Genomic DNA, 20,798 nt, shown 5'->3' with positions numbered 1-20,798 from the left:
AAATTAAGCCTCGCTTAGATTGCGGCTTTGTTTATTGCGTTTAGCAACATTTTTAAGAATGAAGAAACCCACAATCGCGATCAGAAGTGTGTTACCAGAAGCAATAATGGAAAGTTGAGTGAATACTTTGGTAAAAGGTTCGGCGTAAAGTATGGTATCTAAAAATGCAGAGCATCCGTAACCAATAATGTTACCTACCAATGCTAGGAGTACGAATAGCAAAAAGTCTTTGGCTGGTAACTCCCCTTTTTGTAGGCGCTGGCGAGTCATCGCTGGGAAGAGCCCCATAATTAATCCAACAATGCCGGATCCCAATACCCAGGTCACCCATACGCCCCAACCAGCAAAAAGGTCGGTAACCCAGTGGCCGATAAAACCGACAAGAAAGCCTACAAATGGGCCAAACAGGACAGAAAACAGAGCAAGTACAGCCATTGCCGGTTTTAACGTCGTATTGGCGAAAACGGGAATGCCGAACATTGGTAGCCCACCAATGCCATACAGTGCCGCACCAATTGCAATGACGACGACGGTTTTTGCCGAAAGATTCATAGATAACCCCTTGCCCTGAATATTTAAAGAACATTACTGGTCGATTGTTGTTTAAATTTTGTGCGCCAGTAAAAAATAGGCGGGAATTATAACTTTTAGGGGCAGTGTTGGAAAGCGGCATACTTGAACTAATACCGCTTTATCTGTATGTCTAAATCAACAACATACGCAACAGTTTCGACCGTTTCTTTTCGCGTTGTAGAGCGCTTGGTCACTTAACTTAAATGCTTGGTCCAAGCTGAGTGCTTGATTGTGGTGATGGACTCCAAAGCTCGCTGTTACGTTCACTTTACTTCCATTGATGTCATAAAAATTATGTCCGTCGATGCTGGCTCTTAAACGCTCAGCGACATGATTTAGCTCATGCACAGTCAGAGACGGTAAAAGAACTAAGAACTCTTCTCCACCAATTCGGCCAAGAAGGTCTTGGTTACGCAAGCAAGATTTTGCAAGAACCGCGACCTCTTTTAGAACGGTATCACCAGTGTCATGACCAAATTTATCATTGATTTGCTTAAAAAAATCAATGTCAAACAAGATGACAGAAAGTTGTTTAGGGGCGAAGTTTTGCTCTCCCAATTCAAAGAGATAGCGACGGTTAGGTACACCAGTTAAATGGTCGGTATTTGAGAGGCGGTAAAATTGTTGCTTTTGACGATATTGACCGCCTAGCAAAGTTAACACCATCACTAAGACAAAAGCGCTGGAGATAAGACCAACTTGATTCATTTGATTATGATGGCTCAGTACGTTGTTTTCGTGTTGCAAGCGCTGGTTGTCCAATTCGGATTGCAAGAAAGCCAGCTCTTTTTGAATGTTGTTCTGATAATAAATTTCAGCGAGGCGATCAAACTGGCGTTGAGTCAAGTAGGCTCGCTCATTCAGCCCCATTCTATGGTAGATCCCTGCCGCTTTTTTTAACTGATTGATCGCGTAGATAGGGTAGCTTTGCGTTTCATTTTGGAAGTAGTTGGTGGCGGTTTGTAAGTATACTTGGCTTATCGAATACTCACCCGTAGCGAAGAAAAAACTGGCCAATGTAAGTGCATGAGACAGTTGACTGTAGCCGACATAGGTCGCATTCAACGCCTTTAATGCTGTGACATAACCTTCTGCCTTTTGTAGGTTTGAAAGCTCGGTATGGAGAGCAATTAAACCAAGCAGAACGTCGGGTTCTAAATAACGTGTACTTGCTTCTTTAACGTTAATATAAGCCTTATCGAACCAATCTAGAGACTGAACAAGCTCATCTTGGCTTCCTGCCGATAAGCCTAATTTCATGTAGGCATTGGCTAAGTTGTAATAAGCAAGTGTCGTTGCATGTTTGTCGTTTTGAGTCTCAGCCAGTTCCAATACTCGTTCTTGATACTCAATTGCCAGAGGATAGTTCTGGTTAAGGTAATACAAAATGCCGAGCTGACTTAATAAGTTAAGGAGTCGATCCTGATCAGAGGTTGTTGCAAGTAGCTTATAGGCTTGTTGAGCTTGCTCCAATGCTTGATAAAAATTGCCTTGCTGAGAATAAACAGCGCTGTACTGGATTTTGATAAATCCCACGCTTTCCATATCTTCAAGCTCTAACGCTGTTTTCTCAGCCTCTTGATACCATTTCAATGCATTGTCGTATTCAGCTTGTTGTTCATATGGCCATGCGGCCTGAATTTGGAACGCGAACAGCGCTCTTTGTTCTTTTCTGGAGCTGATGACTGGCGGATGGTAGGAGTCTATAAATTGGGTAAAGGCTTGGTGCTTTCCTTGTCCGCCCAATGCAGAAGCTAGGACAGTGGCGTATTGAATTTGCTCTAAAGGTGACAGTTGATCGTAATCGATTGGCTTAATGATCTGAATGGCTTCTTGAGGCTGTAACTTAACCAAACTTAATGCACGATCAATGATCGGATTGGCATAAGATGGAGGGAGAGAGAGCAAAAAAAATAAAAAACAAACAATACGGCTCATGCACAGCTTCCTGCTGGTTGCAAAAAGTTTGTATTCTATAAGTTACGTATCTTTTTGAGAACCTTATCCCATAACCTGTTACATATAAATTTGATCTCTGTCATTAAGTGTAGTGATAAAATGCTCAAAAAAAGCCCACTCTTCCAAGTGGGCTGAATTAATTAGTGATCGAGGTAAAGGTAGTTTTGCCAGCTTTTCATTCGAATGAGCACCTTCCTCATGACGGAGACATGGGTAAAGCTGTCTGAGTAAACAGCAACTTCCACGGCAGTCCCCATAGGCAGGCGGTATTCTGAAAGATCGTCGTTGATTTTTAATGTGACGAATACACGGCCACTGGTCCGTAATGCTTCCGTACCTAACAATGACCCTCTGGCTTGAAATTGGCTTTCACCAATTGCTGGTAACACTTCAATAACCTCACCTTTAAATACCTTACCTGGTAGGGCTCTAAACATGAACTCGGCATCAAAACCCGGACTCAGGCGTTGTAGAGAGTTTTGGCGAAATGCTGCGGTGTAGAGTTTTTCTTCGGTATGAACAAAAGTCATTACTGGAGCGAGAGGCAAAGGCACTGCCATTACGCCAGGTCTTAGCGCTAATTGAGTAACATAACCATCTGTTGGTGCTCGAACAATGGTTTGTTCTAAGTTGAACTCTGCTTTACGCAACTCAGCTAACAGTTGAGCGACTGCGGTATTTTCTCCACCCACTTCGGAGTCTAATGCAATTTGTGCTTGCTCTTGCTTGGATTGAGCGACTTCGAGTGACGCTTGAGCCGCTTTATAAGCCTGTCGACGTGTATCAAGTTGCTGTTCAGTGAAAGCGCCTTTGTCATAACCACGCTGGTATCGGTCATATTCTCTTTTGGCTTTGTCTCGATCTGCGATTGCCTTGATAGTAACGGCTTCAGCTTCTTTCACATTCGACTCAAGGCCCAATGCACCTTGGCTGGCTTCTTTTACTTTAGCTCTTAATTTTGCAACCTCGGCTTCGAACGGAATTGGGTCAATTTTAAATAGAACGTCTCCCTGCTTAAGTGGCTGATTTGGCTGTACAGGAACTTCAATGACTCGGCCACGAACACCAGATACCACAGGGGTTGTGGAGAATACTTGATTGCCCACTTGTGTAAATGGATGGTTGTAGTTCATCAATAGAATCAGAGTTCCCACCAAAACCACACCACCCAATACAGCGGTTGGAACCGTCCATTTATTAAGAGGGATATTGAATATTTTAAAAATGGCGATACATATGGCGGCATAAGTGAGGACAAGAAGTAAATCCATTATTGCTCCTCCTCATGACGTTCTGCGTGGACGGAAACGGTTGAGTGATTGTTGCTTTGATGTGTTTTTAAGCGTGCGACTTCACTTTGTAGCTGATTAACCTGATCGATGAGCTGATCAACACGATGGTGGATATCATGTTGCTCTTCTTCAAGCTTTTGGAACCCCCAGCCGCGCTCTTTGCGCCAGAGGGTGGCCCAAATCCAGAGGAATGGCCAGATAGCATGTAGGGTAAACAGGCTAACCCAGCCTGCATAGTGAATGGCATCCTGATGCGGATGTTCACGCTCTTTTGCAATCTCGTACGGTATATCGTGAATGACGATAATGCCGTAAAAGATTACCAGCGCGACAAAGATCAACAGACCTAGCGCAAAATAATCGAGAAACATTAGTTACTTCCTTGTGACGATGTTGTGATTGTATAGTGAGAATACGTTAGTTAAGTGGATGAAAACAAGCGGTTAGCATTGAAAATCTAGGTTTGTCTATTCCGTGCAAACTTGATTACGACCGTTTGCTTTTGCTCGATATAGCGCTTTGTCTGCACGATAGAAAGTGCGCTGTGTATTTTCGCCCTCACGATGCAAGGTAATGCCGATACTGACGGTAAGGCCGCGTTCTCCGAGTATTTCGTGCCAACCAAATTGGAAAATACGTTCGCGGTAGTTCTCTGCATGTAACTCTGCTTGATCCAGTGTGGCTTTTTCTAGAATGACAAGGAACTCCTCGCCACCGAAACGGACACAAGAAGCACCGCGAAATTTAAAGTAAGCCGCCAATTCTTTAGAGACATTTACAATGGCTTTATCTCCTACCAAATGACTGAGCTCGTCGTTAATCGACTTAAAATGGTCAATATCGATAACCATTAACGCGAATGGGGTATCGTGAAGTAGCAGATCTTTTAGCTTTACATCGAGCCAGCGACGGTTGTGTAAGTTGGTCAATGGATCTGTGAATACATCTTGTTGCAGCTGGGCTACGGTGTGTTTCTGGTTTTCCGTTGTTTCTTTCAGTTCGCGATTTTCTAACTCGGAGAGAATGAGTTTAAGTTGCAATTCGAAACGAGATAAGCGTCGTAGCTGCGCAGCACCAAGCTCACTGATTGGGATGTTCTTCATGAGATCGCTTTCGATGCGAAATGCTCTTTTTTGATAGCTTAATGCACGAACAAAATCCCCTTGTTGCTCACTGATGTCGCTGAGTGAATTGGACAGTTTGAGTGAAAGGAAAGGAGAGGCATATTGCTTGATGCGTTTGTGCGCCGATTCAAGTACCCAGTTCGCCATATGGGGTTTATTTGATTCGGTAAGACAATAAGCGAGTTCTAAACGGATCATATTCGATAGCCAGCTTGAATGGATATTGCCAGCAGCGTATTGGACATTCGCGAGACATTGCATGGCATCATCAAACTTCTTCTTGCGACGATACAATTTTGCACGATAAAGATAGATTTGCCCTGTTAATACTTTATCGCTGACAAGGATGCTTAGCTCTTCGCACTCTCGGATCAGATCATTTGCTGCCTCAGTGCGATTGAGCTCTATGTAGCAAGATAGCATATAGAGTTTATATCGAAGCCTGAGTGAGCGACTAGTAATGGCATGGTCAATACTGTCGATTTTTTGATAATAACGAAGTGCGCGATTGTGATCGCCGTAGGCATCACACAAGTTCCCCATTCCTAATACTGCGGTAACATAGGCATCAATGAAGCTGTTATCAACTGCGATGGTTGAGCTGGTGATGTATTCATTCAATGCGCTGGTGTAGTCACCCGTTTCAACCAATCTTTCGGCAAGGCTTGCTCGAATTTCTAAAATTAACTCTGCATCTTGGGGTAAGCTCAATAGTTTCAATGCTTGCCGTAACTCATCTAAACTCGCTTGAGGTTGCTTAAGCTCATTACGATATTCAGCACTGATGATCAGAGCTTGTGCCTTCTCTTGTGGTGTTGTCGCGACATACTGACGAATGTGGTTCCAGAAAATTAGAGCTTCTTCGCCAGAAACAGAGGAAGCGTCTAGTCCTGACTCACTGATTTTGTTGAGTAACGTTTCCATTTTCTGTGTCCTGAAGTTCTTCAAGTTGTTCTAATGTGAATGGGAAAGCCAAAATATCCTCAAACATAACTCGTGGTAGAGATTGTTTTAAACCTTTGCGATGCCAAGGGTAAATTTCAATCATTTTTGCTAGAACACGAAAGACATTAAGAGCCTCATCCCCTTTGTCTGCCAGCAATAGCCCGAGGCGGTCAGCGCTTAAACGTGAAAGCAGGTCCATACGATTGCATAATGAATGGGCGATTTCTGCACACACATCTAGGTAATGATTATCTTCGTGTTGAATGATGATCACGGAGTGTTTCGATTGCTTAAGTTCGGTTTTGCAGAGTACTAACTGCTCCCACCAAAAGGTTTCAGAAACCATTTGACTGAGCTGCTTGTCAGGGTCGTATTCATGTTGACCTCGAATACGATTAATGAGTTTGCGAGCCCGTTGTTCTAACTGGCGCTTTGAAGCTCTGGCTTTGTCTTTACTGACACGAGCCGTTTGTTCTCGGAGCATATCGATGGAGTGCTTACGATATTTTTTGAACGCAGCAAGGGCGGTTTGGTGATCCTCTTGCTCTTCTGCTACTCGAGATTGCTGGAAACAGATCTGAGAAAGTAGCTCGCCGTTATCGAATGTTGACGCAGAACGCTCGGCTTTTACCAGCAATTCTGCCGCACGTTCTGGATGGCTTCTCAGCAATTCTAGTCTAGCTCGGCTGATGAAAGAGTGAGCTTGCATCCATACTAAGTTGTGTTCTACTGCAAGATCATGGGCTTTTGCCGTCGCTTTTTCTGCATCTTCAATCCGTTCGAGCCCTAATAATGCGAGGCCACGGAAGTCCCATACTTCTGCATGCCATGTTTTATCGTCATGGTGAGAAAGTAGCTCTGATGCGCCGTCTAACACGCTGAGCATCTCAACATACTGGTTTAACAGGTATAAATCCCATGCTAGCAGTATTCGTGCTTTTCCTTCTAACCAAGCAATACGTGTATTATTGGCAACAGTAACGGCAAGCTCGTGAGTTGTACGCGCAAGTTGATATTCATGGGTGATACGCCAAACATTGCCAAGCCCAATGAGGCTCTCTATTTGGTACTCAATTTCATCAACTAAGGCTGATTGCTCTAACGCATTAATCCAAAACTGTTGTGCGGAGTAGTATTTTGCTTGTCCCCAGTAATGTAAGGCGTGGATATGAAGAATTTCAGGGAGGTAATCATCGCTGTCCATTGTGCTTAGCTTACTGTGCGCTTCTTTGATGTATCTTAGTCCTTTCCGGTAATCCATCAGGCACCAGCAACAACGAGACATGATGATTAACCCTTGGATGACGCCGTCTGGGTAAAGTATCTGATTTGCTCGCGTAACACACTGTTCAGCTGTCGCTAACACTTTTTCTGGCTCAGATTCAACTTTGTCTCTGAGTCGTGTGATTTCCGTTTCTAAAAGATGTTGGCTTTTGTCCAATTAATCAATCCCTTAACAGCAAAGTGTTGTGTTAATACCAAAGCATTATAAAAACAGCCATTGCCATATCTCCAGCAAAAGCAACGTTGAGCGTACGGTTTACTGGCGAGGTTCACACTAATGCTAATTATATCGCAGCTCGGAGTTTTTGAGTGAAACCGTTTATGCCCAATTTATATTTAAATAAAGCACAAATTGTGCCAGTAATATTCATTTTGGAAATGTTTATATAAACCAGCATGTTGTGTAGGCAAATGTAAAGCAGGAAAGAGGAGTTATTCATTTATTACATATAAGGACAATATTTTGACGCCAATTTAACTTACATTATATAGAACGGTATCGGTGTGAAAAATAATTAACTTACCTTTCAATTGTAATTAAATTTAATACCAATTTTAGTTTCTATTGTAGAGGTGTCTTAATTTATTGTTGTTTTTGTAATTTTAACTACTTGTCCAATATGTCGAAACTAAATATTGTTAGTTTAACTATAAATATGTTCTAAATTAAGGATTAACTCATTGTTAATATTAGATTTGTATTTAGTTGTTATGTCTGGGTATTGCTAGTTTTTAAGTTTTATTGTTGATAGTAAGAACCTGAACCTAAAAAATATTAATAATGTATTTTCTAACTGCGCTTAAGATCACAAATGATATTTTCGATGGTTTTGAATGGTGTTTTTTTATCTTAAATATGTTCGTGCTTGGTATTCAATCAAGCGAATATTAGAAGGATATAAAAATGTATAAACCAACATCAGTGGCGCTAGTTATTAGTGCATTGTTAGGCTCCGCATCCTTTATGTCGTATGCAGGGGTATCAACGACGGTTCTCGAAAACTCAGGAGAGCCGGCAAGTGTTGAAGCTTGTTCTGCGTTAAATGTGGACGACAACGTCGATATTTCGCGAAACAGCTTGTTACGCTGCCTTCCAGGAAATGACCCATTGACCGAACACCAATGGCACCTAATGAATACCGGTCAACGTGCATTTGCACGTAATGGCGGGGTTGCAGGTAATGATATGAACGTGTGGTGGGCGCACCGTGTCGGCTTTACTGGTCAAGGTGTTAACGTTGCCGTTGTTGATGATGGGTTAGAGCTTGCTCACCCAGATCTTGAAGGCAATATTCGTCAGGGTCGTTCAGCGAACCTTATTGCAGGAGCAAATGATCCTAGTGACCCAAGTCCAATTCGCCGTCTAGATGCACATGGAACTTCTGTTGGGGGAATCATTGGTGCAGTAAGCAACAATGGCCTAGGGGGTATTGGGGTTGCCCCAGAAGCGAACTTGCAGGGTTATAAGTATCTAAGGAAACGGTATGAATCTAACATTCCAGGTGCATGGTATATCAGCCATGGTAAACCGGGTTATACGGATGATGTAAGAGTATTTAACCAAAGTTATGGGCGTTCAGTAATGGGATCAGAATCATACGTGGAAGGCTTTCAAGAACAAACTCTGAGGCGCATGTCGATGGACTCCAACGGTCAGCTTGGTGCTGTTTTCGTAAAATCGGCGGGTAATGGCTACAACCGGACAGGTTATCGCCCTGTCGACCAAGCCGCTAACTTGCCGTGGGAAAACAGTAACCAAGAGAACTATAATGCAAACTATTGGAACGTAACCGTGAGTGCATTAGCCGCTGGTGGGACGCGTTCGTCATACTCAACAGTAGGCAGCAGTGTATTTTTAACCGCACCTGGAGGAGAGGGTGGGAGGAATTTCCCTGCTCATGTGACAACTGATCCGACAGGTTGTGAGATGGGGTACAATAATCATCCACTCTATTTTCCATATGACGGCCACTTGTTACACGGTGGTACTCCTTTAGACCCAACTTGTAACTACAACAGCACTATGAATGGGACTTCTTCAGCGGCGCCCAATACATCAGGTGCTTTTGCGGTCATGATGTCTGCATTCCCTAATATGCATCAGCGTGATATCCGACACCTTCTTGCTTCAACCGCGACACAAGTTGATCCAAATTATGGCGATCTCCAACTGCGTTACGCCACTGCAGCGGGAGCAAATCGTACGGTTGTTGGCTTAGAAGGTTGGGAAGAAAATGCGGCTGGTTATCAATACAGCCCTTATTATGGTTTTGGTCTAATTGATGTAAGTGCTGCAATTAAGGCTGGACGAGACAACTACGTGCCATTACCGTCACTTGAAATTAGCCCTTGGATTAACAGTAACCTTGAAAACCCACTTGCAATTGCTGATGCAGGAGCGAATGCAACGTCTACTACACTGGCGGTTGAAAGTGACAATACGGTTGAAGCGGTTCAGATCACCCTCAATGCGAATCATGAGCGCATTTCAGATCTGCTGGTTGAACTGGTTTCTCCATCTGGTACTCGCAGTGTGTTGATGTCACCACGTAACAGTATGATAAAAGAGCGAGCTGGATTCAGAAATAAGCTGATGTTAAGCCACAAGTTTTATGGTGAGTCAGCAAGAGGAAACTGGACACTACGTATCACCGATACCAGTAAAGATACTCGCTACGCTATAGATCTCGAGTCAAATAGACGAGTGCGTATCAATAACAATACCGAAAATGGCGAGCTGTTGGGTTGGTCATTACGTATTTTAGGTCATACAGAAGCGAAATAAGGAATCAAACATGAAAAATAGTAATACTTTGTTCACAATGCTTGTGATCGGCTCATTATGTTCGTTTTCTGCGATAGCTCAGGAGCCAACCATCAATATTAATGGTGAAGCGTACTCCGTTGTACCATCCAATCACTTATCAACAAGGTCTGCAGGTGCAAGTGCTGAAAAGTCGAATACCGTTCGTGTCGGCGACTCAGTTGTTCTTTCTGCGAATGCCGACAGTGTCATCCAACCTAAACCTAAGACGATTTCTGGAGAAATTGAGATTGTTACTGACGAGCAGCAAGCGTTAGTGATTGCCGAAAAATTTGATTTGGAATTCCTTGGCTATGAAGGGGGAATTGCATTGCTGTATGCGAAAAAAGGAACGGATGTGAAAGCATTACGGAGTGCGCTGAACACAGAGTTAAATGTTCCCGTTCGCATTCATTTGCAACCAAACGACATTAAGCCGCAATAAGGAGTGAAAAGGCCTGAGTTCGCTTGGGCCTTTTGCTTTCATCCATCCAAAGTGTAATAAGCAGGTTGTAAAATGCTTAGAAAATGGCAGAAGCTGGATGAGAGATTCGCTCGGTCTTTAGACAGAGCGCTCGAGTCAAAAGGATATATTTCATTGAGTTCAATTGTGGAGAGCCAATACTATTTCCCTCAAAAGCATCCCATGAACTTATCTCGTAATAGTCAGCGTTTCGCAAGTGAAGATAAGTTACATGAGAAGTTTGAAAGGAAACATTGGCGGTCCATTGTTGAATATGTCAAACCCATATCATCCCCATAAAAAAGAGCCGCGTATCGCGGCTCTTTTTTATGCAATTTTTAGTGATTACTGAAGCAGCTCTCTCAGTGTCAGTGGAGCGTCAGTCAAACCGAGATTTTGTGCCGCGGTTTTTCCGCATTTATCTTGATAACATAGGTTGTGCCATGCCCTGAAAATATCCAGCATCGGTAATAAGCCTCCGGGGCGAAGCTTTCGTCTAGGCTCATTAATAAATGCACCAAACAACAGTTGGAAACGTTGTTGGTAAAACTCTACTTTACGTGTTGATGCGTTAACCAGCCATTCCTCTGGATTGTTGCGCTCTCCCGCCAAATAACATATCCCTTTAGATGCTTCTTTTTGGTTAGCGATAGCCCAGCGGTCACGCCACCAACCTACGTGTACAATGTCGGTTTTGCCAAAAGTGACGTCGTTACTCCATTGAGTGTCTTCTTCGACATACATGAGGTCTACGTTTTTTTGCTGAATACGAGGCAGGCAAACGCTCAAAGCTGCTGAACGTAAGACCGGATCTTGCGGCATATAAATCGATACACGTTTGTCGTCACCACACATATCTAACACATGCAGGTAGTGCGCGTAAGAGGTATAAGGCGGTCGAATTAAAGCACCTTTGGAAGGGTAGTTAAATGTTGTCAGGTTACCCATTGGGTCTTCTACGTTACCGCGGGCTAAAATAATCTGATATTTCTGGTCAATACGCTCTCTTAAAATAGGAGAAGGTGCGGACGCAGGCATATTGGACTCAGATGAATAATCCTGCGATACGAATCTTGCTGGTATGTCGTAAGGGTTGTGGTCATTGGGGCCATTGGGTTCTTCGTCTGAAGAATAATTCACATGCTGGCACAGAATATAGCCAGTTTTTGCTTCCCCGGTGGTTATCCAAAGTACGCCATTGTTGCTCTGTGGTTGCAATGGCACATAGTACGAAGCAAGCTGATAGCTTTGTGCGTGGTTTACCCATCGCGCATCAATCATTGCCAGCTTACGGCGGCAACGACTTGCGATGTGATCGAGGTGGTCATAAAACGTTTTTGGGTTAATTTCCAACTTACGGCATATTTCACGTACCGAGTAACTCATAAAGAGCAAACCGAGTAGGTTCTCTTGAAAATTCAGTTTTTTGTTCGCCCCAGACCATTTATCAACAAACGTCGATTGGCACTGTTTGCAGCGATAACGCTGACGATCGCCACTATAACCAAAAGCATGGTAAAGATGTTTGTGGGTATGAACGGAAAGACCGAAATTGTCACAGTCTTCATTGCGACATGCGGGGAGGCCGTCACTGTGAAGGTGACGTAGTCGATGAAGTTCGTTAAGAACTTCCTGATTGTTAAGTAAGGGGGGGAAAGCGCCACATTCCCGACAAACCATAGCAGGTCGTTTTGGGTTAGCATGCTGCACAACGTATCGATGTGCCTCACTCAATCCAAAGTTGTCACACGCCAATGTTTTACAAAAGTTGAGCTGTAACCCTTCTGCTTCCAGCGGCAGTTTGCCTGTTGTCACAATCTCCCCCTCGGGATTATCTGGGCCATCAGAGAATCCTCTGATGGCGAAGTACTTCAATCGGTGGAGTCTTAGATGTTGATTGCAGTTTCAAGCGCAACCTTCATCATGTCGTTGAACGACTTTTGACGCTCTTCAGAGCTTAGTTTTTCACCACGAATGATGTGGTCAGATACCGTTAGAATCGTCAGTGCTTTAGCACCAAGATCCGCTGCAACACCGTAGATACCCGCAGCTTCCATATCGACACCCAAGATACCTAGTTTTTCCATCTTCTCGAAGATGTCAGCTTCTGGTGTGTAGAAAAGATCAGCTGAGAACACGTTACCTACTTTTACTGGTACTTCTTGAGCGCGCGCTTGGTTAACTGCTTCTTCTAGAAGACCGTAATCAGCGATCGCTGCAAAGTCGTGGTTGTTAAAGCGGATACGGTTTACTTTAGAATCTGTTGATGCACCCATACCGATCACAACGTCCATTAGATTAACGTCGTCACGAACTGCACCACAGCTGCCCACACGAATGACGTTTTTCACGCCGTATTCAGCGATAAGCTCGTGAACATAGATACAGCATGATGGGATACCCATACCGTGGCCCATTACAGAAACACGTTTTCCTTTGTAAGTACCTGTGAAACCAAACATGTTACGCACATCACAAACTTGCTTTACGTCTTCTAAGAAAGTTTCTGCAATGTATTTTGCACGTAGTGGATCGCCTGGCATCAATACTGTTTCTGCGAAATCACCAGGTTGTGCATTAATATGTGGGGTTGCCATAGTTGTTACTCCAAAGTTGCTAGCGAATTAGCTCATTTTATTACTAATTCTGTTGAACTGAAAAAATCTGTTGAGGCAATACTAGCTATATCTAGCATACTCCCATGAGAACTCTGTCACAAAAAGCCTTATTTTAGACATTCAAAAACCTATTGATAACTAATTCTGTTGATTTTGATTGAGCAATCGATTTGTAAAACGTTTGCTTAAAAAATTGAACCCAAATGCCTCTCTCATCGTATGGATAGATGCAGATTCAAATAAAAAGTATTGATGTTTGATTGAGAAAGGGGATTGTTTATGAGCCAAATGATTAAAGTCGGGGTAAGTGCTTGCGTACTTGGTGAGCATGTCAGGTTTGACTCTGGACACAAATTGAGTCGGTTTGTGACTAAAGAATTGTCACCCTATTTTGAGTTTGTTTCAGTATGCCCTGAAGTAGAGTCCGGTATGCCTGTGCCAAGACCGACTATTCGGCTTATTACCGACAAAGAGCGGATCGCCCTTGTAGAGACGAAAGACAATAGTATAGAGCACACCGATAGGATGGTGGCTTTCGCAAAACAGAAAGTGAATGCGTTAATCAATGATCAACTTTGCGGTTATGTGGTTTGTGCCAAGTCACCGACATGCGGTATGGAGCGGGTTAAAGTCTATAAAAAAGGAGGCTCAGACAGCACTGGAGTTGGCCTTTACACCAAAGAGTTAATGGTTAAGATGCCGTGGCTACCTGTAGAAGAAGATGGACGTCTTAATGATCCTGTACTGAAAGAAAACTTCGTGACCCGGGTTTTTACTTTACACGATTTCTACCAATCAATGGGTGGCACTCCTACTAGAGGAAAAATTGTTGCATTTCATTCTCGTTATAAGTTGACATTGATGGCGCATCACCCTCAATCATACAAGGAGTTAGGACGGCTTGTGGCTCACATATGTGATTATGATGTTCTTGATTTCTATAACCTTTATCGCACAGGCTTAATGAAAGCGATGGTGCATCGAGCCAGCAGAAAAAATAACACTAATGTGTTGATGCACCTGCAAGGATATTTTAAACGTGCTCTAAACAAAGCTCAGAAAGCGGAACTTCGCCAACTAATTGATGATTATCGCGCTGGGTTGTTACCTTTGCTGGCCCCTTTAACCTTGATAAAACATTATTTATCAGCGCATCCTGACTGTTACTTACAACAACAATCTTTTTTTGACCCTTATCCTCAAGCGCTACGCTTACGTTATGGCTTATGAATGCAAGGTAAATTAATTGGATGAAACTGGTTTGGTTCAGGCGCGATCTTCGCGTTGATGATAATAGGGCATTATTTGAAGCTATAAAAAGTGGCGAGCCTGTGATTGGTGTTTATGTGGCGACACCTGGCACTTGGTTCAAGCATCATCTTGCCCCTATTCAGGCAGACCTTATATACCGACGTCTCGAAGTGCTTAAACAAGAGTTAGCACAGTACAACGTCGAGCTTATTTATCATGAAAGTGATACCTATGAGCATGGAGCAGAGTTTGTTGCCCATATCGCAAAGCAATGTGGAGCCGATGCGGTTTATCTAAACAAGGATTATGAGGTAGACGAACAACGGCGGGATGAGCATCTTAGAATGCAGCTTAAATTGGAAGGGGTGGCATATCAATGCTTTGATGATAAGTGCATTTTTCCTCCAGGTTCCGTGCTCAACAAACAGGGAGAGTACTTTAAAGTTTTTACGCCTTTTAAAAAGGCTTATCTAAGTAAGTTGTATGCGATGTCTTTTTCTGTACTCAAGACTGAAACCGCTTCGCCTTTGTCTCAACTGCAAAGGGATAAAATAAACTCACTTCAACTGAATACAGGTTTCAGTTTTCCTCGGGTTTCTAGTGCTGCGTACCCCATTGATAGAGTTGTTATCCGCAATCAACTGCGCGATTTCGACCAGCAAGGGGTTGAACACTATCATCAGCAACGTGATTTTCCAGCTCTACTCGCAACAAGTCGCCTTTCCCCTTATTTGGCAATTGGTGCGCTCTCTGTACGGCAATGTATGGCCAGAGTGATGTATCGGCAAACGCCAGCTTTAAGTCGTGGTCGAGAAGTTTGGCAAAGCGAACTGATTTGGCGAGAGTTTTATCAACACTTACTTCATTTTGAACCTAAGCTCAGTAAAGGTCGGTGTTTTTTTGAATGGGGGGAGAGCTTGCAATGGGTAACGAATGACGCGCTGTTCCAAGCGTGGAAAGAGGGCATGACTGGGTATCCAATTGTTGATGCGGCAATGAGGCAGCTTAACACGACAGGTTGGATACATAACCGTTTGAGAATGATTGTCGCCAGCTTTCTGGTTAAAGATTTACATATTAGTTGGAGAGAGGGTGAAGCCTATTTTATGAGCCATCTGATTGACGGAGATTATGCTGCGAACAATGGTGGCTGGCAGTGGTGTGCGTCAACCGGATGTGACGGTCAACCTTACTTTCGGATTTTTAACCCAACTACTCAAGGGGAGAAGTTTGACCCCGATGGCGTTTTTATCCGGCGCTGGGTTCCTGAGCTACGAGATTTAGAAACACGTTATATTCATCAGCCGTGGAAATGCCCAGCTGTCAATACATTGTCATATCCCAAGCCGATAGTTGATCACAAGGTAGAAAGAGAGATAACCTTACGTCTCTATAAAGAAGCTAAGGAAACCTAAAATGCTGCGAAAAGTTCTTTCTCTCTGTTGTTGTCTGAGTCTGCCGGTGTTCGCGGCAACTTATGAACTACCGCCAGAGGGCAGCAGTTTGGTGGGGCGCACCCAATATCATAAGGTTGAGCAAGGAGAAAGCTTAGCGGATATTGCAAAGCAATATGATGTTGGCTTTTTGTCATTAATGGCAGCAAATAAGGGCGTAGACCCTTTTTTACCTCAAGTGGACTATGTTTTAACCATTCCAACTCAAATCATCTTACCCCAAGTGCCCAGAGAAGGTATTGTGATTAACTTGGCTGAACTTCGTCTTTATTACTTCAAGCCCCAAGAAAATAAAGTACACATTTTCCCGGTCGGTATTGGCCGAATCGGTCGTGATACGCCGGAAATGGAGACCAAAATCAGCCAAAAAAGACCCAACCCGACATGGACACCTCCTGCTTCAATTAGAAAAGAGTATTTAGCGAAAGGCATCGAACTACCTACGGTTGTGCCCGCTGGTCCAGAAAACCCTTTAGGTGAATTTGCGCTGCGACTGGCTTATGGGGCAGGTGACTATTTGATCCATGGAACCAATAAAGACTTTGGTATCGGTATGCGAGTGAGCTCAGGTTGCATACGTATGGATCCAAAAGATATCAAGTGGCTATTCCCTCAGATCAAACTGGGTGAAAAAGTGAAAATTATTGATGAGCCTGTAAAAGTGGCGTTGGAGCCGGATCGCAGTGTATTTGTTGAAGCTCATGAGCCTTTAACACGTAGCGATGGCAGTAAAAAAGATATGGTGGTTCCGCAGCAGCTAAGCTGGTGGTTAGATGAGTTTGATATTTCGGATGTGAAAGCGCGCGCGGTGATATTGTCGCAAAACGGTGTACCGACAGAAGTCGTCGCGCCGTCATATGTGAACTAATCAAAAGAAGAAAATTGGGTTAAAAAAAAGGGTCTGCAATGCAGACCCTTTTTTTACAACTTGATTCAGAATTACTTAGTGTAAGACTGAGCAATATTGTCGATACGCTCGTTTGCACGTGCTGCTTCTTCTTGAGCAGACATTGCAGCATCGCCAGCTTTCTGAACTTCAGTCGATAGATCTGATTTCAGTGCAGAAACTTCGTTGGTTAGCTGGCTAACTTGGTTGCTTAGCTCATCCATTTTTGCTGTTGTTGCTTCGTCCAGACCAGAAGCACAACCAGCCAGTAGAAGTACAGAAGACGCTGCAGCTGCGATTAACATTTTGTTCATCATGAACTCCTTGCAATATGTAAGTATCAAAAATTCGTCCTATACATTATCTACGATATAGTGACGAGGTAAATTGTAGACCTAATCTTACAGAAGATGTAGAAAAGAAAAGTCAAAAAAATCCAAGATTTTAAGGAATTAGTGAATAAATTGACAGCTGTCTCATAATTAGGAACTATAATTCTGGTTAATGCAATCAGGAGATTTAACATCTAGCTTCATATGTCCTGTCGCAGTTGCATACATTTCAGTATCGCTCAATCAGTCGATGGTTCTGGTTACTCACTCCTAGGTTGTGTATGAATTTCCTCACGAGAGCGCTTTACACTTTGGGTTTGACTATTTTTATGTGATCGCTATCTATTTACGTAAGTTTCGCGCTATTATAGCGCGCTTTATTTTTCACCCCCCGCGTGACCAAGCTGCTCTGAGTTATTTTGCGGCCAATGACGCGTACCAATATTGACTGGAGAATCCATTGCAGTTTAAAGATCTAGGCCTAGATAACCGCCTTCTGAAAAATTTGAATCACTATGACTTTAAAAAGGCGACAGACATTCAACGACAAGCTATCCCTGTGGCGATGGCTGGCAAAGATCTGTTGGCCTCGTCTAAAACAGGTTCTGGTAAGACACTGGCGTTTGTTTTGCCAATGCTGCATAAATCTCTCAAGACAAAAGCATTTTCTGCTAATGATCCGCGTGGTTTGATTCTAGCCCCGACTCGTGAGTTGGCGAAACAAGTCTATGGTGAGCTACGTATCATGCTTGGAGGCTTATCATATGAAGCCGCTTTGATTCTCGGTGGTGAAAACTTTAACGATCAAGTGAAAGCGCTTCGTCGTAAACCACGGTTTATCGTCGCAACGCCGGGTCGTCTGGCTGACCATTTAGAGCACCGTTCACTATTCCTTGATGGTTTGGAAACACTGATCCTTGATGAAGCGGATCGCATGTTGGATTTGGGCTTTGCCCCTGAGCTTCGCCGTATTCATAAGGCTGCGAAGCACCGTCGCCGTCAAACGTTGATGTTTTCAGCGACATTAGATCATGCTGAAGTGAATGATATCGCCTCTGAAATGTTGGATGCGCCTAAACGCATTGCGATAGGTGTTTCGAACGAAGAACATAAAGACATCACTCAAAGATTCTACTTATGTGATCATTTGGATCATAAAGAAGCAATTCTAGAACGTGTTCTTGAAGAGTCTGATTACAAGCAACTTATTATTTTCACCGCAACTCGCTCTGATACGGATCGCCTAACAGAGAAGCTGAATGAGAAGAAACTCAAAGCGGTCGCACTCAGCGGTAATTTAAATCAGACCCAGCGAAATACCATTATGAGTCAATTTGAGCGCGCGGTATTTAAGATATTGGTAACGACTGATGTTGCATCGCGCGGTTTGGATATTGCTAATGTAACGCATGTGATCAACTTTGATATGCCAAAGCATACTGAAGAGTATGTTCACCGTGTTGGTCGTACTGGTCGCGCGGGTAATAAAGGGGATGCTATTTCTCTTGTTGGTCCAAAAGACTGGGTAAGTTTTAAACGTGTTGAAGCGTATCTGCACCAAGATATTAACTTCTCTGAACTGGAAGGGTTAAAAGGCAAGTTTAAAGGGATCAAACCGCGCAAACCGGATATGCGTAAAGCTAAAGGTTCAGTGAAAAAAGCCAAACCACAAGCGAAGAAAGTAGCGAAGAAACCAGTGAAACGTGATAAAGGCTTCTATCAAAACGTCGCTGTAGGTGATTCAGTCTTTATTCCGAAAAAGAAAACACCGCCGAAAGAATCTGAAGATTAAGCTAGCGTTTTGGCATCGCACTTTTTGCTTTAGTTAGGAATAAAGCCGCGTTTGCTAACAACCCTTATAGAGAATTGAAGGCCGAGCAAGTCAATGACATGCTCGGCTTTTTTATGTTTTGCGAGTTTGTTGACTCAGTGCGAAAGCTTTATGTTCTGAAATAGGCGAGCTGCTGTTTTTGATGCTCAGCAAGGCTGGACAACTCTTGGCTTGCTGTGGCTGCTTGGGTAATCCCTGTTACATTTTGGCTAACTAACTCGTAAATATTAGTCAAGTTTGAGTTGATATCAGAGGTCACTTGCCCTTGCTCTTCAGAAGCGGTGGCAACTTGGGTGTTCACAGAGTTCAGCTGTGTGATTGAGCGACAAATGTCATTGAGAGCCTGAGCCACCTCAGTTGCAAGTCCTTGGTTGGTTTCAAGCATTGCTAAGCTTGAAGTCATACTGTCGTTTGCACTACCTGATTGTTGCTGAAGTTCTTCAATGATCACTTGGATTTCTTTGGTTGATTCCTGCGTGCGTGCGGCCAGCATTCTGACTTCATCTGCTACTACAGCAAAGCCTCTGCCACTTTCTCCTGCACGTGCCGCTTCAATGGCTGCATTGAGAGCAAGCAGATTTGTTTGTTCAGAAATACCTTCAATCACTTCAATCACTTTGCCGATTTGCTCAGATTGTTCTTTCAATGAGTTAACGAGTTGTGCGGCTTCGCTGAGCTGGTCAGCCATTTGAGTATTGGCTTTGTGGTTACGTGTAAATTTGTCCAGACTTTCTTTGGCAAGCTGATCAACGATACTAGAGGCAGAATCGGCTTCATTAGCATTCTGTGTTACTTCACTAGCCGTGCTTTCAAGCTGATTGACATGCTCCACCTCTTGTCTTTCTTGGTCTGAATTATGGCTTGATTGTGTCATGACAGCCGCGAGTTCCGTTGATGCTGAAGCGACATCATTACTCACTCGAACTAAGGCTTCAATGGTATTTCTTAACTGATGAATGGTGCTATTGACATCATGTGAGAGGACGGCAATTTCATTGTGACCAACGGGGTGGCTTTCAACGGTCAAGTTTCCGGAAGCGACCTCACGCATTACATTCTGCAGTTGCTTAATTGGTGTGACGATGATGCCCGCTAAGATCCAACTCAATATAGCTGCGATCGCTAATACCGCAATTAGCCCTAGCGTTGCATTGTTGAGGACACCGCTGTGTGATTGCTCGTTTTGTGCGACCTCATCCAGAGCAATGGTGTTCAGCTTTTTAGAGAGATTTGCGATAGCCGTAACCATCTGATTTCCCGCTTCGCGATAGGCATTTGCTGCTTGGGTATATTGCTGTTGGAAATCCGGAGAAGGGTATTGTTCGTGATGTTTAATCTGTAATAAAGGAAGCATGACATTGATGGAGTAATCGACGTAATGGTCCATAGCTTGCTGCATTGCACTGACTTCTTGCTCCATACCAGAGACCGAGTTCAATAAGGCAAGCAGTTCTCGGTTGTTTTGCTGCTTTTCTTTTAGCACCGAAGGCAGCACTTTGATTTCGTCGGCTTTAAACAAACTGTATATAGCGCTGATTCGCATACCATAAGTATTGTCTACGATTTGAGTCAGTTCATCTTTATGAGTGACGAGATCTTCGGTGGACTCTGAAACTTGGGAGAAGGCGTGTTTTAAACTTGTTGTGCTAAAGGCGATGCCTGCGATAAGCAAAAGCATAGTGAAAGCCACAGGGACAACAACCTGCATCTTAACCGAAAGGCCACTGAGTAACTGGCGCATAAAGTATCCTCTTCATTCTTGTAAATTAAATTAATTATTATTTTTGTTATTTAAGAGAGGGGATTCTAATTTTTCATTTAAATAATGCAATGTAAAAAATAATACTATCGTTTATTTTTGCGATGTATTGGTATGCAATGAGTTTTCCAATAAATTCATGTGGTTATAGGGTTTCATTCTGATTGGGATCAAGTTTTTTAATAGACCTAAGAATGATTTTTATGAACTTATGGTTAGTGTTG

General features: G+C 43.3%; 16 protein-coding genes. 6 read left to right on the top strand and 10 right to left on the bottom strand.

The annotated features are described in order from the left end of the window. Window positions 1-3: 3 nt before the first annotated feature. From ACQEXU_RS10570 to ACQEXU_RS10545, 6 genes are all read right to left on the bottom strand, one after another. On the bottom strand, window positions 4-552 hold the full coding sequence (locus tag ACQEXU_RS10570; RefSeq protein WP_427010772.1) for an ECF-type riboflavin transporter substrate-binding protein: 549 nt from the start codon (window positions 550-552) through the stop codon (window positions 4-6). A gap of 156 nt (window positions 553-708) precedes the next feature. Then, the gene (locus tag ACQEXU_RS10565) at window positions 709-2,511 is read right to left on the bottom strand and encodes a tetratricopeptide repeat-containing diguanylate cyclase (RefSeq protein WP_427010771.1); all 1,803 of its coding nucleotides are present in this window, start codon (window positions 2,509-2,511) and stop codon (window positions 709-711) included. 161 nt (window positions 2,512-2,672) lie between these two features. Next, window positions 2,673-3,803 (bottom strand): HlyD family secretion protein, encoded by a 1,131-nt coding sequence (locus ACQEXU_RS10560; protein ID WP_427010770.1) that lies wholly within the window; start codon window positions 3,801-3,803, stop codon window positions 2,673-2,675. Continuing rightward, complete coding sequence (locus ACQEXU_RS10555; RefSeq protein ID WP_427010769.1) at window positions 3,803-4,195, bottom strand: DUF3302 domain-containing protein; 393 nt, start codon at window positions 4,193-4,195, stop codon at window positions 3,803-3,805. The genes ACQEXU_RS10560 and ACQEXU_RS10555 overlap by 1 nt, the downstream gene beginning before the upstream one ends. A gap of 96 nt (window positions 4,196-4,291) precedes the next feature. Continuing rightward, window positions 4,292-5,872 carry a diguanylate cyclase domain-containing protein gene (locus ACQEXU_RS10550; protein WP_367990345.1) on the bottom strand — a complete coding sequence of 527 codons (1,581 nt, stop codon included), beginning with the start codon at window positions 5,870-5,872 and terminating at the stop codon, window positions 4,292-4,294. Further along, entirely contained in the window at window positions 5,844-7,334 is a 1,491-nt protein-coding gene (locus ACQEXU_RS10545; RefSeq protein ID WP_367990344.1) for a hypothetical protein, read from the bottom strand. Before ACQEXU_RS10545 ends, ACQEXU_RS10550 begins: the two co-directional genes overlap by 29 nt. 747 nt (window positions 7,335-8,081) lie before the next feature. Here ACQEXU_RS10545 and ACQEXU_RS10540 point away from each other — a divergent pair. Together ACQEXU_RS10540 and ACQEXU_RS10535 are read left to right on the top strand one after the other, a co-directional pair. Next, complete coding sequence (locus ACQEXU_RS10540; RefSeq protein ID WP_427010768.1) at window positions 8,082-9,962, top strand: S8 family serine peptidase; 1,881 nt, start codon at window positions 8,082-8,084, stop codon at window positions 9,960-9,962. 10 nt (window positions 9,963-9,972) lie between these two features. Then, the gene (locus ACQEXU_RS10535; RefSeq protein ID WP_427010767.1) at window positions 9,973-10,425 is read left to right on the top strand and encodes a hypothetical protein; all 453 of its coding nucleotides are present in this window, start codon (window positions 9,973-9,975) and stop codon (window positions 10,423-10,425) included. A gap of 363 nt (window positions 10,426-10,788) precedes the next feature. Here the strand turns inward: ACQEXU_RS10535 and ACQEXU_RS10530 are convergent, their stop codons facing one another. Continuing rightward, on the bottom strand, window positions 10,789-12,258 hold the full coding sequence (locus tag ACQEXU_RS10530; RefSeq protein WP_427010766.1) for a transposase: 1,470 nt from the start codon (window positions 12,256-12,258) through the stop codon (window positions 10,789-10,791). 71 nt (window positions 12,259-12,329) lie between these two features. Then, window positions 12,330-13,040, bottom strand: a complete 711-nt coding sequence (gene deoD, locus ACQEXU_RS10525) for a purine-nucleoside phosphorylase (protein WP_367990340.1) — start codon at window positions 13,038-13,040, stop codon at window positions 12,330-12,332. A gap of 300 nt (window positions 13,041-13,340) precedes the next feature. On the opposite strand from deoD, the gene ACQEXU_RS10520 reads away from it, so the two are divergent. From ACQEXU_RS10520 to ACQEXU_RS10510, 3 genes are read left to right on the top strand one after another with little or no spacing between them, the layout of a single operon-like run. Then, on the top strand, window positions 13,341-14,291 hold the full coding sequence (locus tag ACQEXU_RS10520; RefSeq protein WP_427010765.1) for a YbgA family protein: 951 nt from the start codon (window positions 13,341-13,343) through the stop codon (window positions 14,289-14,291). A gap of 20 nt (window positions 14,292-14,311) precedes the next feature. Continuing rightward, window positions 14,312-15,727 (top strand): deoxyribodipyrimidine photo-lyase, encoded by a 1,416-nt coding sequence (phrB, locus tag ACQEXU_RS10515; RefSeq protein WP_427010764.1) that lies wholly within the window; start codon window positions 14,312-14,314, stop codon window positions 15,725-15,727. Window position 15,728: 1 nt separating this feature from the next. After that, window positions 15,729-16,634, top strand: a complete 906-nt coding sequence (locus ACQEXU_RS10510; protein ID WP_367990337.1) for a L,D-transpeptidase family protein — start codon at window positions 15,729-15,731, stop codon at window positions 16,632-16,634. Window positions 16,635-16,705: 71 nt separating this feature from the next. Here the strand turns inward: ACQEXU_RS10510 and ACQEXU_RS10505 are convergent, their stop codons facing one another. Then, window positions 16,706-16,966, bottom strand: a complete 261-nt coding sequence (locus ACQEXU_RS10505; RefSeq protein WP_367990336.1) for an Lpp/OprI family alanine-zipper lipoprotein — start codon at window positions 16,964-16,966, stop codon at window positions 16,706-16,708. 466 nt (window positions 16,967-17,432) lie between these two features. Here ACQEXU_RS10505 and ACQEXU_RS10500 point away from each other — a divergent pair, with 466 nt between their 5' ends. Beyond that, complete coding sequence (locus ACQEXU_RS10500) at window positions 17,433-18,776, top strand: DEAD/DEAH box helicase (RefSeq protein ID WP_427010868.1); 1,344 nt, start codon at window positions 17,433-17,435, stop codon at window positions 18,774-18,776. Between the two features lie 148 nt (window positions 18,777-18,924). On the opposite strand, the gene ACQEXU_RS10495 is transcribed toward ACQEXU_RS10500, so the two are convergent. Then, window positions 18,925-20,556, bottom strand: a complete 1,632-nt coding sequence (locus tag ACQEXU_RS10495; RefSeq protein WP_427010763.1) for a methyl-accepting chemotaxis protein — start codon at window positions 20,554-20,556, stop codon at window positions 18,925-18,927. Window positions 20,557-20,798 lie beyond the last annotated feature (242 nt).

The organism is Vibrio sp. TRT 21S02 (assembly GCF_050113675.1).
Classification (GTDB): domain Bacteria; phylum Pseudomonadota; class Gammaproteobacteria; order Enterobacterales; family Vibrionaceae; genus Vibrio.
Note: the sequence above shows the minus strand (reverse complement) of the source record. Positions and strands in the feature narration are given on the sequence as shown.